The organism is Mangrovimonas sp. sgz306409 (assembly GCF_059735265.1).
Genome location: NZ_JCAPEU010000010.1, coordinates 22058 through 39005, shown reverse-complemented (window position 1 = coordinate 39005; position 16948 = coordinate 22058). Strand labels below are relative to the sequence as shown.

Annotated in this window: 12 protein-coding genes; all 12 read left to right on the top strand. The window is 36.0% G+C overall.

Translation table 11 applies throughout. From position 1 onward, the window contains the following. Positions 1 to 2: 2 nt before the first annotated feature. The 12 genes from AC6I5C_RS15995 to AC6I5C_RS15940 all read left to right on the top strand — a co-directional run bounded on the left by AC6I5C_RS15995 (position 3) and on the right by AC6I5C_RS15940 (position 16782). Positions 3 to 1208, top strand: coding sequence for an efflux RND transporter periplasmic adaptor subunit (locus tag AC6I5C_RS15995; RefSeq protein WP_497906021.1), 1206 nt, complete (start codon positions 3 to 5; stop codon positions 1206 to 1208). Positions 1209 to 1210: 2 nt separating this feature from the next. Further along, positions 1211 to 1624: a Fur family transcriptional regulator gene (locus AC6I5C_RS15990; RefSeq protein ID WP_497906020.1), complete on the top strand. Its 414-nt coding sequence runs from the start codon at positions 1211 to 1213 to the stop codon at positions 1622 to 1624. A 58-nt stretch (positions 1625 to 1682) separates the two neighbouring features. Further along, on the top strand, positions 1683 to 3635 hold the full coding sequence (locus tag AC6I5C_RS15985; protein ID WP_497906019.1) for a heavy metal translocating P-type ATPase: 1953 nt from the start codon (positions 1683 to 1685) through the stop codon (positions 3633 to 3635). Between the two features lie 60 nt (positions 3636 to 3695). Next, the gene (locus AC6I5C_RS15980) at positions 3696 to 4109 is read left to right on the top strand and encodes an HYC_CC_PP family protein (protein ID WP_497906018.1); all 414 of its coding nucleotides are present in this window, start codon (positions 3696 to 3698) and stop codon (positions 4107 to 4109) included. Between the two features lie 108 nt (positions 4110 to 4217). Beyond that, the gene (locus tag AC6I5C_RS15975; protein WP_497906017.1) at positions 4218 to 7925 is read left to right on the top strand and encodes an efflux RND transporter permease subunit; all 3708 of its coding nucleotides are present in this window, start codon (positions 4218 to 4220) and stop codon (positions 7923 to 7925) included. Beyond that, positions 7922 to 9145, top strand: a complete 1224-nt coding sequence (locus AC6I5C_RS15970; RefSeq protein WP_497906016.1) for a TolC family protein — start codon at positions 7922 to 7924, stop codon at positions 9143 to 9145. Before AC6I5C_RS15975 ends, AC6I5C_RS15970 begins: the two co-directional genes overlap by 4 nt. Positions 9146 to 9148: 3 nt before the next feature. Beyond that, positions 9149 to 11650 carry a heavy metal translocating P-type ATPase gene (locus AC6I5C_RS15965; RefSeq protein ID WP_497906015.1) on the top strand — a complete coding sequence of 834 codons (2502 nt, stop codon included), beginning with the start codon at positions 9149 to 9151 and terminating at the stop codon, positions 11648 to 11650. Positions 11651 to 11654: 4 nt separating this feature from the next. Further along, the gene (locus AC6I5C_RS15960; protein WP_497906014.1) at positions 11655 to 13421 is read left to right on the top strand and encodes an efflux RND transporter periplasmic adaptor subunit; all 1767 of its coding nucleotides are present in this window, start codon (positions 11655 to 11657) and stop codon (positions 13419 to 13421) included. 32 nt (positions 13422 to 13453) lie between these two features. Then, a complete protein-coding gene (locus tag AC6I5C_RS15955) occupies positions 13454 to 13894 on the top strand; it encodes a heavy-metal-associated domain-containing protein (RefSeq protein ID WP_497906013.1) in 441 nt (146 codons plus the stop codon). A 141-nt stretch (positions 13895 to 14035) separates the two neighbouring features. After that, the gene (locus AC6I5C_RS15950; RefSeq protein WP_497906012.1) at positions 14036 to 14218 is read left to right on the top strand and encodes a hypothetical protein; all 183 of its coding nucleotides are present in this window, start codon (positions 14036 to 14038) and stop codon (positions 14216 to 14218) included. Positions 14219 to 14706: 488 nt separating this feature from the next. Continuing rightward, the gene (locus AC6I5C_RS15945) at positions 14707 to 16041 is read left to right on the top strand and encodes a tyrosine-type recombinase/integrase (RefSeq protein ID WP_497906011.1); all 1335 of its coding nucleotides are present in this window, start codon (positions 14707 to 14709) and stop codon (positions 16039 to 16041) included. A gap of 3 nt (positions 16042 to 16044) precedes the next feature. Further along, positions 16045 to 16782, top strand: coding sequence for a hypothetical protein (locus AC6I5C_RS15940; protein ID WP_497906010.1), 738 nt, complete (start codon positions 16045 to 16047; stop codon positions 16780 to 16782). Positions 16783 to 16948 lie beyond the last annotated feature (166 nt).

Below are 16948 nucleotides of genomic sequence, written 5' to 3'. Positions count from 1 at the left end.
TTATGAAAAAAACAGCATACAAATACATCGCAGTCATTTTTGCAGCACTTTTTATGGTGTCTTGTGGCAATAAAAAAGACCATTCAGAAAATGATGGACATTCTCACGATAAAACAGAACAAACCAGTGAAAATGAAGAACACCACGAAGAAGGCGAAGTAACGCTTAATCAGCAACAGTTTGATGCCTTAAAAATGAAAATAGACACCTTGGGCTTACGCAATATGAGTGGCTATGTTGAGGCAAACGGCACATTGGAAGTACCACCCCAAAACGAAGCTGCTATTACTTCTGTTATAGGAGCAAATGTAACATCCATAAAAGTAATTGAAGGCGATAAAGTTGAAAAAGGTCAGGTAGTGGCTTATTTGTCACATCCAAATATTATAGCCTTACAGACCGATTACCTAAAAGCTTATAGCAATAGCGAACTTTTAAAGAAAAATTACGAACGCCAAAAAAAATTATACGATGCAGGTGTAGGTTCTGGTGCCAATTTCCAAAAGGCAGAAGCAAAATACAAAGGTTCAACGGCTTTGGTAAATGGTTTGGCAGCTCAACTGAAAATTTTAAATATCAATACAGCATCAGTGCGCAACGGTACTATTGCACAGCAAATTCCATTAAGAAGTCCCATTGAAGGTTTTGTACAAAAAGTCGAGGTTAAAACAGGACAGTACGTAGTACCACAAACCGAACTCTTTGATATTGTGAATACACATCACGTTCACGCAGATTTGATGGTATTTGAAAAAGATGTACATAGAGTAAAACAAGGGCAAAAGGTAACTTTTAGTGTGCAATCCATACCAGATTCAGAACTTACGGCTGAAATTTACTCGGTAAGCAAAACCTTTGAAGACAACCCAAAAGCGGTTCACGTTCACGCCGAAATCGAAAATAAATCAGGTAATCTCATTCCAGGTATGTACATTCAAGGAAGAATACAAACCGATAATGCTTTAACAAAGGCATTGCCGGAAAGTGCCATTGTAAAAGATGGCGATAGATTTTTTGTTTTTACGGTAGAAAAAGAAGGTGAAATTTGGGCTTTTAAGCCTGTAGAAGTAATAACTGGAGAAAAAGATGGAGATTGGATTGCAGTTACTTTTTCAGAAGAAGTGTCCGCTAATACCAAGTTTGCATACAATAATGCCTATTACCTTATAGCAGAAATGAAAAAAGGAGAAGCAGAACACGCTCATTAATTATGGAAACAATAGAACAATTATTAGAGTCAAAAGATATTCGCGTAACAGCAATGCGGTTGCTAATTTATAAGTTTCTTGCAGAAAAGAATGTCGCAGTAACATTAAGTGATATTGAAAATGCGTTTGGAAAAGCAGATAGAACAACGCTTTACAGAACAATAAAGACCTTTGAAGAAAAGGATATTGTACATCAAATAGACGATGGTGCAGGTATTACCAAATACGCCCTTTGCGAACAAGGTTGCAGTTGTGATATTAAAACCGATTTACACTTACACTTTCATTGTAACAATTGTAGTGAAACCATTTGCTTAACAGACCATAAAATACCACAAATCAAGGTTCCTGAAGGTTTTGTTTCCGAAAATGTAAACTTGGTAGTAAAAGGTATTTGCAATAAATGTAGCGGTTAATAATGCACTTCTGTTGCATCCCATTTTTATAGAACTTTGTATTTAAGACAAATTAAAAATGAAAAAAAAGAACATAAGGTTAAGAGATTTAAAGCCTGATTCTGATAACGGGCATAGTCACGATGATGGGCACAACCACGGAGACCAACCCAATAATTTTAAAATATATATACCTACAATTATAAGTTTTACAATGCTTATTACTGGAATAGGATTAGACTATTTTAATGTTTCTTTTTTTAAGGATTGGCTTCGTATAATTTGGTACTGTATAGCATATCTACCTGTAGGTTTTCCGGTAGTAAAAGAAGGTTGGGAAAGCATAAAAAAGGGGGATGTATTTACAGAGTTCTTTTTAATGTCTATAGCAACTATTGGTGCGTTCATAATAGGGGAATATCCAGAAGGTGTTGCGGTGATGTTGTTTTATGCAGTAGGCGAACTTTTTCAAAATGCAGCAGTCAATAGAGCTAAAGGAAATATTAAGGACTTATTGGATGTAAGACCAAAAGAAGCCAATGTTTTTCGTGATGGTGATTATATAAGTGTATCGCCCGAAAGTGTCGAAATAGGCGAAAAAATTCAGATACGTGTGGGTGAAAAAATTCCATTAGATGGTATTCTGCTTTCCGAAAAGGCATCATTAAATACCGCAGCTTTAACTGGCGAAAGTAAACCCGATTCTGTTTTAAAAGAAGCAAAAGTATATGCAGGAAGCATCAATCTGGAAAGTGTGATTGAAGTCGAAGTTACCAGTAAGTTTGAAGACAGTTCCATTGCAAGAATATTAGATTTGGTACAAAACGCCACGGCAAGAAAGTCCAAAACCGAACTGTTTATCAGGAAATTTGCAAGGATATACACACCTATTGTAGTGTTTTTAGCAATAGGAGTTACATTTCTACCATACTTCTTTGTTTATGATTATGTGTTTAGAGATTGGTTGTACAGGGCATTAATTTTCTTGGTAATCTCTTGTCCTTGTGCGTTGGTAATCTCTATTCCTTTAGGTTATTTCGGTGGATTAGGTGCAGCTTCAAAAAATGGCATTCTTTTCAAAGGAGCTTCCTTTTTGGATGCTATGACCAAGATAAACACCTTGGTAATGGACAAAACAGGGACAGTTACCAAAGGAGTTTTCAAAATCAAAAACATAAAGACGTTTGATTGGGATGAAAAAGAATTTATGAACTATTTAATGGCAATGGAAGAGCAATCCACACATCCCATTGCTAAAGCTATTATGGAATACCAGAAAGGAACCAACAATTTTGAAGCAAATAAGGTTTCTGAAGTTGCAGGTAGAGGATTGAAAGGTATGGTAAATGGTAAAGAAGTTTTGGTTGGAAATAAAGCGTTAATGGTGTCCAATAATATAGAAGTACCTAATGAAACTGAATCTATCGTGGAATCTATTGTCTTGGTAGCTATTGATACTATTTTTGCAGGTTACGTGGTAATTGCGGACGAATTAAAGGAGGATGCTAAAGAAACCATATCAAGTTTACATAGGGTAGGTATTAAAAAAATAATTATGCTTTCAGGTGATAAAGATTCCATAACCCAACAAGTGGCAAAGGATTTAAAAATAGAAATAGCCAAGGGAGGTTTATTGCCAGAGGATAAATTAAATGAAGTTGAAGCATTAAAGAAAAATTCAAAAAATAAAGTAGCCTTCATTGGTGATGGTATTAATGATGCACCCGTTTTAGCAGCAAGTGATGTAGGTATAGCAATGGGCGGATTAGGAAGCGATGTAGCCATTGAAACAGCAGATGTTATCATTCAAACCGACCAACCTTCAAAAGTAGTGAGAGCCATTAAAATAGGCAGTTCCACACGAAAAATTGTATGGCAGAATATCATTTTGGCTTTTGGAATAAAAGTAATTGTACTGATTTTGGGAGCAGGTGGTTTAGCAACAATGTGGGAAGCTGTCTTTGCCGATGTTGGTGTAGCATTATTGGCAATATTGAATGCGGTAAGGTTACAGAAAATGCAATGGAGTTGAGCATTAAACTTCTGTTAATTAAATAAGTATTTGTTAAAATTTCGTAACTTCGCAATTACAATGAAAAAAGTATTGCATAAAATAATGGCTTTGGCAATGGCTTTTGTAGTGTTATTCTCTACAATGTCATTTACGGTTAATATGCATTATTGTGGTGGTACTTTAGTAGAAACAGCACTGTTTCAAAAAGCGAAAGGTTGTGGTATGGAAATGGCCAACCCATCTACCGAAGGCTGTTCAATCACCAAGAAAAATTGTTGTGATGATAAGCAATTATCAATTGATGGTCAAGATGAGTTACAACTTACCATTGATAAAATTTCTTTTGAGCAACAAGTATTCATTGCATCCTTTGTATATACTTACATCAACCTTTTTGAAGGTTTAGAAAAAAACGTAACGGCTTACGAAGAATACAAACCGCCACTCGTCATAAGGCGTATCTACAAGATTGACGAGACCTATTTAATTTGATTCTTAAACTTTAGACTGTGTTATCCTATGGCTTTTTGCCATAAGGATAATTTGCTGTATTCGGTGTTGTCCTAACGCCAATGTCTAACTGTTTAATTATCAGAACCAATGCTAAACAAAAGCATCAAATTCTTAATAGAAAATAAACTCGTAGCAGTTTTACTACTCGTCCTTTTCATAGGTTGGGGAACTGTAAATGCACCTTTTAATTGGGATACAGGTTTTTTACCAAGCAACCCTGTAGCTGTAGATGCTATTCCAGATATAGGCGAAAACCAACAAATTGTATTTACCAAATGGGATGGTCGTTCGCCACAAGATATTGAAGACCAAATTACCTATCCATTAACCACATCATTGTTGGGTATTCCTGGAGTAAAAACCATTCGTAGCTCGTCTATGTTTGGCTTTTCCAGTATCTACATCATTTTTGAAGAAGATATAGAGTTTTACTGGAGTCGAAGTCGCATTCTCGAAAAACTAAATTCCTTACCAAGTGGTTTATTACCTGATGGTGTTAATCCTGCTTTGGGACCAGATGCTACAGGATTAGGTCAAATATTTTGGTACACACTCGAAGGTCGTGATGAAAATGGAAATGTAACGGGTGGTTGGGATTTGCACGAATTACGTAGTATTCAAGATTACTATGTAAAATATGCATTGTCATCTGCAAGTGGTGTATCTGAAGTTGCATCTATTGGTGGTTACGTGCAAGAATATCAAGTTGATGTAAACCCAGAGTTAATGCGTCAATATAATATTGGCTTGCACCATATTGTAAAAGCAGTTAAAGAAAGTAACCGAGATATTGGAGCACAGACTTTAGAAATCAATCAAGCCGAATATCTGGTACGTGGTTTGGGTTATGTGAAATCCATAGCAGACATCGAAAATGCAGTTGTAACTTCAGAAGATTACACAGCTATCAAAATTAAAGATGTGGCAAAAGTGTCTTTAGGTCCTGCAACAAGACGTGGAATTTTAGACAAAGAAGGTGCAGAAGTGGTTGGTGGTGTTGTAGTAGCACGTTATGGCGCTAACCCAATGGAAGTGATTAATAATGTAAAAGCCAAAATAAACGAATTAAGCGCAGGACTACCTACAAAAACGTTGGCAGATGGTAGAACATCACAAGTAACTATAGTACCATTTTACGACCGTACAGAATTGATTCAAGAAACATTGGGTACACTCAATGAAGCCTTAACTTTAGAAATACTCATTACCATTTTGGTCATTATCATAATGGTATTTAATCTTCGTGCTTCCGTATTGATTTCAGGGCTATTACCTGTTGCGGTGTTAATGGTATTTATAGCAATGAAGCTCTTTGGTGTCGATGCCAATATTGTAGCACTATCAGGCATTGCTATTGCTATTGGTACAATGGTAGATGTTGGTGTCATACTTTCAGAAAACATCGTAAGGCATTTAGACGAAAACGAAAACAAATTACCAATAAACACAGTCGTTTACAACGCAACAGCAGAAGTATCTGGTGCAATCGTAACCGCAGTAATGACAACCATTATCAGTTTTATTCCTGTATTTACAATGATTGGTGCAGAAGGAAAACTATTTAGACCATTAGCATTTACTAAAACCTTTGCTTTAACAGCGTCCATAATTGTAGCCTTATTTCTAATACCACCGTTTGCGGCCTTTTTATTCCGAAAAAAGAGCATTCAAAAACATTTTAAATATGCTTTAAACGGTGTTTTAATAGTATTAGGAATAGCAGCAATAATTTATGGATATTGGTTAGGAATCATACTCATCGCTTTTGGTGTCACAGCTTTATTAAATCTTCAAAACAAGATTTCAGATAAACAAGCAAACTTTGCCAACATCATCATTTCTGCTTCGGCAATTGTATTCTTATTAGCAGAATATTGGCGACCGTTAGGAGTAAACGAAAGCATCTTCTTAAACCTCATTTTTGTAGCTATTATTTGTTTTGGCTTGTTAGGTGTATTTTCATTATTCATTAAATATTACACACGTATTTTAAGATGGTGTTTAGACAATAAATTATTATTTCTTTCCGTACCTACAGCAATTGTCATAGCAGGCTTTTTCATAATGAAAAACACAGGTAAAGAGTTTATGCCATCACTAAACGAAGGTTCTTTTCTGTTAATGCCTACCTCAATGCCACATTCTGGTGTGGAAGAAAACAAACGTGTTTTGCAGCAATTGGATATGGCAGTAGCAAGTATTCCAGAGATTGAAACCGTAGTTGGTAAAGCAGGTAGAACAGAATCGGCTTTAGATCCTGCACCATTGTCTATGTACGAGAATGTCATTCAGTACAAACCCGAATATATGTTGAATGATAAAGGAGAACGTCAACGCTTTAAAGTCAATGAGGATGGATTATATGAGCTAAAAGATGGTCGTTTTATTGCAAATCCAAATAACTCTGAAAATGTCAGCTTGAGCGCAGTCGAAAGGTCTCAATTAATTCCAGACGATGACGGCGAGTTTTACAGAAACTGGAGACCAGAAATAAAATCACCAGACGATATCTGGAATGAAATTGTAAAAGTCACCAAATTACCAGGGGTTACTTCTGCACCCAAACTACAACCTATTGAAACCCGATTGGTAATGCTTCAAACTGGAATGCGTGCACCAATGGGAATCAAAATAAAAGGACAAGATTTAAAACAGATTGAAGCATTTGGTATGCAATTAGAAACCATTTTGAAAGAAGCTGATGGTGTAAAGGATGAAGCCGTTTTTGCAGACCGAATTGTAGGTAAACCGTATTTACTTATTGATATTAACAGAGAAAAAATTGCACGTTATGGTGTAAGTATTGAAGAGGTACAAAACGTATTAAAAGTAGCTGTTGGCGGTATGTCCTTAACGCAAACCGTCGAAGGTCGTGAGCGTTATGGTGTGCGTGTACGTTACCCAAGAGAATTACGAGCTAATCCAACCGATTTAGAGCAAATTTACGTACCTGTTGAAAAAGGCAGTCCTGTGCCTTTAAGCGAATTGGCAACCATTCGTTACGAACAAGGACCACAAGTCATAAAAAGTGAAGATACCTTTTTGGTAGGCTATGTGTTATTCGATAAAATGGATGGTTATGCAGAAGTAAATGTAGTAGAAAATGCACAGGCAATGATTCAAAGCAAGATTGATGCAGGTGAATTAATTGTACCAAAAGGCATTAACTACCAGTTTACAGGAACCTACGAAAACCAATTGCGTGCCGAAAAAACATTATCAGTAGTTGTACCATTGGCATTGGCCATCATCTTTTTGATTCTGTATTTCCAATTCCGTTCAGTCGGTACATCCTTAATGGTGTTTACAGGTATCGCAGTAGCTTTTGCAGGTGGCTTTTTAATGATATGGTTGTACGGACAATCGTGGTTTTTAAATTTCAGTGTCTTTGGTGAAAACCTACGCGGTTTATTCCAAATGCACACCATTAATTTAAGTGTTGCCGTTTGGGTTGGGTTCATTGCGCTCTTTGGTATTGCAACCGATGATGGAGTCGTTATGGCAACCTATTTAACACAAACATTCGACAGAAATTCACCAGAAACAAAAAAGGAAATTAGAGCCTCTATTGTAGAAGCAGGTGAAAAACGTATTAGACCGTGTTTAATGACCACAGCAACAACCATTTTAGCACTATTGCCTGTGCTCACATCAACAGGTCGAGGTAGTGATATTATGATTCCTATGGCAATACCGAGTTTCGGAGGAATGTTAATCGCTTTAATCACCTTATTTGTTGTACCAGTTTTATATAGCTGGAAAGCCGAAGTTCAACTTAAAAGAGCATCAAAATGAAACATATAAAAACAGTCTTTTTTCTTTTTTCAATTCTCTTTTGTCTCAAAGGAAACGCTCAACAATTAGAAATTTTAATTAATGAAGCGTTAGAAAACAATCCCGAAATTCAAAAATTCGAGTTGCAATACAAGAGAGTTTCAGAAAAAGTAAACGAAGTCAATACCCTGCCTAATACCGAATTTGGTGTGGGGTATTTTGCTAGCGAACCCGAAACCAGAACAGGTGCTCAACGGTTTAAAGTATCAGCAAAACAAATGTTGCCTTGGTTTGGTACAATTACCTCTCGTGAAGATTATGTAACCGCATTGGCAGATGCGAAATACGAAGACATCGTTATTGCCAAACGTAAACTAATGGCTTCGGTATCTCAATCCTATTACAATCTGTATGCAAACCAAGCAAAACAGCAAGTGTTAAGTGATAATATTAAATTGTTGGAAACCTACGAAACAATGGCTTTGACTTCTGTTGAGATTGGTAGAGCATCGGCAGTAGATGTACTGCGTTTGCAAATGCGACAAAACGATTTACAACAATTAAAAGATGTGTTGCAACAACAGTTTTTAGCAGAACAAACCAATTTTAATAATCTTTTAAATAGAGATAATGCAATTGAGGTTTCAGTTGTAGATAGTTTAACAATTCCTGCAGAAGATTTTGAAATCAATACTGAAAATTTATCAATACATCCTGAATTGGTAAAGTTTGACAAACTCTATCAGTCTGTAGAAAAGTCAGAATTACTAAATCAAAAAGAAGGCAGTCCAATGATTGGTTTTGGGTTGGATTATATCAATGTTGAGAAGCGACCAGATATGGATTTTAGCGATAACGGAAAAGACATTGTAATGCCAATGGTATCATTATCAATTCCAATATTCAACAAAAAGTACAAATCACAAACCAAACAGAATGAGTTGCAACAACAAGAGATTCTTTCACAAAAACAAGAGCGCTTGAATATTTTGGAAACCCTTTTAAGCAAGGCAATTAACGAACGAATTTCTGCAAGAATTAGTTATGCTACCCAAACCAAAAACTTAAAACAGGCTAAAGATGCAGAAGATATTTTAATCAAAAGCTACGAAACAGGAACGATTAATTTTAATGATGTTTTGGATATACAGGAATTGCAATTAAAGTTTCAAATGAACCAAATAGAATCCATTAAAACCTACTATGTTCAAAGTGTCATAATTAATTATTTAATTCAGTAAACAATGAAACATACATATCATATACACGGAATGACTTGTAACGGTTGTCGCAGTCACGTTGAAGAAACACTTTCAAAAGTAAAAGGTGTTTCAAAGGCATCGGTTAATTTAGAAAAAGCCGAAGCCATTATAGAAATGGAACAGCATATTTCTTTAGAAACATTTCAAAAGGCTTTAAAAGATGATGGTGGTAGATATAGTATCCATAATCAAGAAGATCACCACCATCATTCAGAATCTAAAAAAGAAGAAACACCAAAAGGCAAACGGACAGGTACTTTTTACTGCCCAATGCATTGCGAAGGTGATAAAACCTACGATAAACCAGGCGATTGCCCTGTATGTGGAATGGACTTGGTTGAAGAACAAAATCTATCAACATCAAATGCAGAGGAATGGACGTGCCCGATGCATCCAGAAATTGTAAAAGATGAAGCAGGTTCTTGCCCTATTTGCGGTATGGATTTAGTGCCAATGCAACCAGACCTTTCTGCTGAAGAAAAGACCTATAAAAAACTATTGAAAAAGTTTTGGATAGCAACAGCATTCACCTTGCCCATTTTCTTAATAGCTATGAGTGAAATGCTACATAACAATCCGTTATACGATATAATGGAACAGAAATATTGGAATTGGGTACAATTCATTTTATCCATACCTGTCGTGTTTTATGCTACTTGGATGTTCTTTGAACGAGCTTACAAAAGCATTAAAACGTGGAACCTCAATATGTTTACACTTATTGGTATAGGTGCAGGTGTAGCGTGGTTATTTAGTGTGATTGGTATGGTGTTTCCTGATGTATTTCCTAATGAGTTTAAAACTGAATCTGGAGCAGTTCACGTGTATTTTGAGGCTGCAACAGTTATTCTAACATTAGTGCTTTTAGGTCAATTATTGGAAGCTCGTGCTCACAGTAAAACCAATTCAGCCGTAAAAGAATTGCTCAAATTAGCGCCAAATAAAGCCATAAAAATGGTTGATGGTGAAGAAGTAGAAGTGAGTATTGACAAGATAGAACTTAACGATATTCTTAAAGTGAAACCAGGAGATAAAATCCCTGTTGATGGTATTATTACAGAGGGAGAAACCAGTATTGACGAATCAATGATTACAGGAGAACCTATTCCAGTTAATAAGGTTAAAGATGATAAAGTTAGCAGTGGAACAATAAATGGCAACCAATCCTTTTTAATGAAAGCTGAAAAAGTAGGTAGCGATACACTGTTATCACAAATCATACATATGGTAAACGATGCCAGTAGAAGTCGTGCACCTATTCAAAATCTTGCAGATAAAGTATCGGGTTACTTCGTACCTGTAGTAGTTATTATTTCTGTTATCACTTTTATTGTTTGGGCTATTTGGGGTCCAGAACCAGCCTATGTATATGCGTTGGTTAATGCAATTGCAGTGTTGATTATTGCGTGTCCTTGTGCGTTAGGTTTAGCAACACCTATGTCGGTTATGGTTGGTGTGGGTAAAGGTGCTCAAAATGGTGTATTGATTAAAAATGCAGAAGCATTAGAAAAAATGAATAAGGTAAATACCCTTATTGTAGATAAAACAGGAACTATTACCGAAGGCAAACCCACAGTTGAAACCGTAGGTGTTTTTAGTGATGATTATAACGACAAAAAGGTGCTTCAATACCTCGTCTCGTTAAATACCAACAGTGAGCATCCATTAGCAGAAGCAACAGTAAAATATGGTAAAGAACATAATGCTGAAATTCTAAAATCTACCAATTTTAGTGCTGTTACAGGAAAAGGTGTAGAAGCTGAAATTGATAGTAAAAAAATAGCTTTAGGCAACCCAAAAATGATGGAATACGCAAATGCTGAAATCACCTCTAAAATGAAGGAAAAAGCTAAAACCTTCCAAAAACAAGGGAAAACGGTGTCTTATTTGGCTATCGATAAAAAAGTGGTGGGTTATGTTGTAATAGGTGATAAAATCAAAGATACCAGTGCAAAAGCTATAAAAGAACTGCAAAGCAAAGGGATTGATGTGATAATGCTTACAGGAGATAATCACGATACAGCTCAAGCAGTAGCTTCTGAATTAAATCTAGCAGATTTTAAAGCGAGTATGTTACCCGAAGACAAATTACAAGAAGTTGAGAAACTTCAAAACAACGGTAAAGTGGTTGCTATGGCAGGTGATGGCATTAATGATGCACCTGCTTTAGCAAAAAGTGATGTAGGTATTGCTATGGGAACTGGAACAGATGTTGCTATTGAAAGTGCTATGATTACATTGGTAAAAGGCGATTTACACGGTATAGTAAAAGCTCGTCATTTAAGTAGTGCAGTAATGAAGAACATAAAACAGAATTTATTCTTTGCGTTAGTTTATAATACGTTAGGTGTACCTATAGCAGCAGGTGTGTTATTTCCATTTTTTGGAATTTTATTATCACCAATGATAGCAGCTTTGGCAATGAGTTTTAGCTCTGTTTCAGTAATAGTGAACGCATTAAGATTAAGAAATATTAAAATATAACACTATGAAAAAATATATAATTTACTTCGGAATATTGGCAGTTGGGTTGTTGTTTGGATGGTTGCTTTTCGGTGGTTCATCAAAAGAAGAGGCAGACCATAATCACAATGAAGTTACACAAGCTAATCAAATGTGGACGTGTTCTATGCACCCACAAATTATGCAACCAGAACCAGGTGATTGTCCTATTTGTGGTATGGACTTAATTCCTGCCGAAGCTGGTGCAGATGGATTAACAGCAGACCAGTTTAAATTAACCGCTAATGCTATGGCTTTGGCAAACATTCAAACTACGGTGGTTGGTAATGGTTCAGCAGAAAATGGAATCATAAAACTATCAGGTAAAATAGCTGAAAATGAAGAAGCCAATGCAGTACAAGTGAGTTATTTTTCTGGTAGAATTGAACGGTTGAATATCAGTTTTACAGGTGAAGAAGTACGTAAAGGTCAATTGTTGGCAACAATCTATTCACCAGAATTATATGCAGCTCAACAAGAATTGATTACAGCGGCTTCTTTAAAAGCATCGCAACCTGCTTTATACAAAGCGGTACGTAATAAATTAAAGCTTTGGAAATTGTCTGAAACTCAAATCAACCAAATTGAATCCTCTGGAAAAGTCATTGAAAATTTCCCTGTGTATGCTACTGTCTCGGGCACAGTGACTGAAAAAATAGTGGAACAAGGCGATTATATTAAGCAAGGTCAGCCTTTGTTGAAAATTGCTAATCTCAATACGGTTTGGGCAAATTTTGATGTGTATGAAAATCAAATTGAACAATTCAAAAAAGGTCAAGAAGTTAATATAATTACCAATGCTTATCCTAATAAACAATTTAAAGGAAAAGTAGATTTTATAGACCCAATTTTAAATACCAAAACTCGTACTGTAGATTTACGTGTGGTTTTAAATAATAAAGAAGCCATTTTTAAACCAGGAATGTTTGTAACCGCAGAAATTGAAAGTACTAAAACCAATGCAAAAGAAGTAATAACGATACCATCGTCAGCAGTACTTTGGACAGGAGAACGTTCTGTAGTCTATATCAAATCAAATCCAAACGAACCTGTTTTTGAATTGAAAGAAGTGGCTTTAGGTAAAAAAATCGGTGATAATTATGAGGTATTAGAGGGATTATTTACAGGAAATGAAATTGTTACCAATGGTACATTTACTGTAGATGCTGCTGCACAACTACAAGGCAAAAAATCAATGATGAACAAGCAAGGTGGAAAAACAATGACAGGTCACGAAGGTCATTTAGGTATGGATAATAATTCAAAAAATGAAAGCGACCATACTAATATGAATGAACGCTTAAAAGTATCGGAGAAATTTCAAGAGCAATTAAAAGAGGTATACAATGATTACATTAATTTAAAAGATGCTTTAGTAAAAGAAGACTTAAAAGGTAGTTCACAAAATGCAACTTCGTTACTATCAAATTTGAGTAAGACAGATATGAAATTGCTTAAAGATGAAGCACACAATCATTGGATGTCATTAGTAGATGAGATAAAATCTTCTACGACCTCAATAGCCGGTTCTCAAGACATTAAAACTCAAAGGAATCATTTTAAACATTTGTCTTCACATTTAATAAAAGCGGTTCAAATATTTGGAGTCAATGAAAAAGTCTATGTAGAATTTTGCCCTATGGCAGATAACAATAACGGAGCCTATTGGTTAAGCAAAGAAGAAAAAGTAATCAATCCATATTTTGGCGAAGCAATGCTAACCTGTGGAGAAGTAAAACAAGTAATAGAATAATAAATCAAGTAATAACAATTAAATTTTAAAAAATGAAGAAAGTAATTTTAAGTGTAGCTGTAATAGTAGCTATGGGTTTAACAAGTTGTAAAAACGAAACCAAAAAGGAAGTTGAAGCAACTAATACGGAAGTTTCAAAAGAAATAGCAATGACAGATATGTCTTTCGGAGTTAGAGGTAATTGCGGAATGTGTAAAAGCACTATTGAAAAGGCAGCTAATGGTGTTGATGGAGTAGTAAGTGCAGAGTGGGATGTGGATAAAAAGAAAATCGAAGTGTCTTTTGATGGCTCTAAAACCAATGAGATGGTAATCCACAATGCCATTGCCGCATCTGGTTATGATACGGAGAAAGTAGCTGGAAATGAGGAAGCCTACAGCAATTTGCCAGGTTGTTGTCAATATGATCACGAAATGATGATGAACCAATCTGGAGAAGTAAAAAGTGAAGACCATTCCCAACATGAAATGTAATCACTAACAAGTCAAAACTTCATTTGGCAGTTGTTGTTTTTGCTAGATGAGGTTTTGGTTAACTTTGAATAGTATCATGCCCTGAAATACGGCTACAGGTTAAACATAATTTTAAACTTTTATTTTTAGTAAATTTAAGTCATGTGTTTCCATATCAGTACATATCAAGAGCCAGAAAATTTAGAAAGGAATTTTAAAGTAAAATTGGTCGATGAAAGCCTACGACCTTATTTCAAACAGCCACGCTACTATCACAATGGCTTTTCCCATCCCAATCCACTACGCCAAAATGAATTTGGAGACAGACCTGTGAATCCTCATTAAAAATAAAGAACTGAAAGCAATTCACAACATTGGAAATGTTTCTGCCTAAAGAAACAATGGTGCCAATGGCGAGAGATTAGGCGATAAATCCTAAAGATATTCATTCAGTAAATTTGTAATAGTTACTGGTATTAGTAAAATAATATAAATATAAGATGGTTTTATAAGGATTTCCGTAATTATTTTTTCTTGAAGAGGAGGTTTTTGAGAGTCATTTTTTAAAATAAATTTTATTGGTTTTGAAGTAAAAAAAATCCTATATTCGAGTATTAAATTTTGTTTAACAAACAACTTCAAACTTTATATAAATATGCATAAGATTATGCATATGTTTTTGGAAAATGTGGTTTTTTAAACTGTTGAAAATCAATAGTTGTTGAAATGAGGGTTGGACTCATAACCCGAAGGTCACTGGTTCGAGTCCAGTTCCCGCTACTAATAAAAAGTCAAGTATAATCAACGGTTTGGTGTCCCCAAACCGTTTTTTTATGTTCAAAATTTCAGATATCTTGCGCGGCGAATACGAAAGTGAATACGCTAACGCATACGATTTGTCAAACCAAAAACAATTTTCCAAGCCCAAAATATACACAGCAAATGGCGATTTGAGCAAGCGCTGGTATGTTTACTTTTCCTTTAGAGACCCTAAGAACAATAAACTCACTAGGCAGTCTCCAATTTACGCTAGTGCCAACCGTTACAAGACCAAGGAGGAGAGAATGGCAATCCTCACGGTTTATAGTCAGACCTTGCACAAACTTCTCAAACGGGGTTACGATCCGTATGCAGATAATGTGGATCTGTTCAAAAAGGAGCAGAATAAAAAAGCCAAACAAAAGACAGCTTCTAAAGAAGGGGAAGTATCAGAGCAACCATTAAAACTGGATTTGGGGCATCCCGCTATAAAGGAAGAGGATAAAGGGAAGACTTTGGAGGAGGCTTTCGACTTTGATATGTCCATCAAACAACGGTCATTGCGTGAGAGCAGTATGCGTTCCTATAAAAGCCATATAAAAGTGTTTAGGGAATGGCTCGAAAAATCGCATAAGGAAATCACCCATATCCAACAGGTGGATAGGCCAGTGGTCATGGAGTTTTTGAACCATATCATGGATAGCAGTTCCCCAAGGAACAGAAACAATTACAGGGCAAGTTTGAGCAGTATGTTCCAGACCTTGGAAGACAATGATATTGTTAGCTCCAACTTTATAAAGAAGATTGTAGTTTTAAAGAGCAGTCCCAAACGGAACAAGACCTATACCAAAGGGGAGCAACAGGAAATTTTCGAGTATTTGGAAAAGAACGATCCCATGCTGTTGCTGTTCATCAAGTTTGTATCCTATAATTTTATCCGTCCCATTGAGGTATGTCGCCTAAAAGTGGGGGATATAGATGTGGAGCATAAAACCGTTACATTCAGAGCAAAGAATAGTCCATTGAAAACCAAGCTGATTCCAGAGATACTTTTGGAGGAACTTCCCGATATGAGCAAAATGAAGAAAGGGGATTTTTTGTTTACTCCTGAAGGCTTGGGCGGAAAATGGGAACTGAGCGATGACAACAAGCGGAACTATTTTTCAAAGCGCTTTAAAAAGGTTGTGAAGGATGAATTTGGACTCGATGAGGATTACGGTCTTTATAGTTTCAGGCATACCTTTATAACGAAGCTTTACAGGGAAAAGATTAAAGTTTCATCCCCTCATGTGGTAAAGAGTGAATTAATGCTCATTACTGGACATACTTCCATGGAAGCTCTGGAGAAATACTTGAGGGATATTGATGCAGAATTGCCAGAAGATTATTCAGAGTTGTTAAAAGCCTAGGGAATGGAAATGAATTTAGACGATTTACAGATGGAGATTATGGGCAACCTGTTTGTAGCAGGTGTGTACTACTTTCCAAGACTTTTGTTGGAAATGAGCGAAGCAGAGGCGCAAAAGGATTTCTCCATGTTTGGAAATAGGGTGTTGCTCATTGAGGAAAATGGGAGCAATTATTTTGTGGAGTCAGGTGAGATCCATTTGAAGGTGATGCATAAGCAGAGATTGCTTGATAAAAACCTGTTGAAACTATTGGGGCTTTGCGATGACCAGAAAAGAAGGGATGTGGATTTTCTGTTGGAACGGTATAAAACCTATGTAGAGGGCGTTTCGATGCTTTACAATTGGTTTGCGGAAAATATGGAAGTAGAAGTGAAGGGAATCTCCAAAGACCAAAAGCGTGCTTTCATATCCCAACGGGACACTTTGGCCCGACATAAAGAGGAGGTGGAGCAGCGCTTCTTTGATAAACCTGCGCAGATTGAGAAAAGGGATAAAACGGAACAGGATCAAAAAGAGGTCTTGAACAAAACAATAGCCGAACTAAAGAAGATGATAGCCCCAAATGCAGATATTTCATTGCCCGCCTTGGAACTGTATGAACAAGAGTCTACAGAGCCAAAATTGGATGAAAGGAAGCAACATCTTCAGAATTTAAAGGACAGAGCAAAACAGGAAGCCGAACATGTCCTAATGACACAGGTTTTTAATCTTAAATTAAAGCCAATTGAAGTCCAAGAATAGGTGTTTTTTATAGGCTGAAAATTGTAATACAATTTGTAAGACAATTGTAAGACAAATGTCTTACAAATTTCTTTTTTGTTTTTTGAACTATTGATTTGACCATATTTGTAGTCAAAAATAGCCTGTTTTTAGGGGTTTTTAGGTGGTGGTTGTTTAATAACGGTTT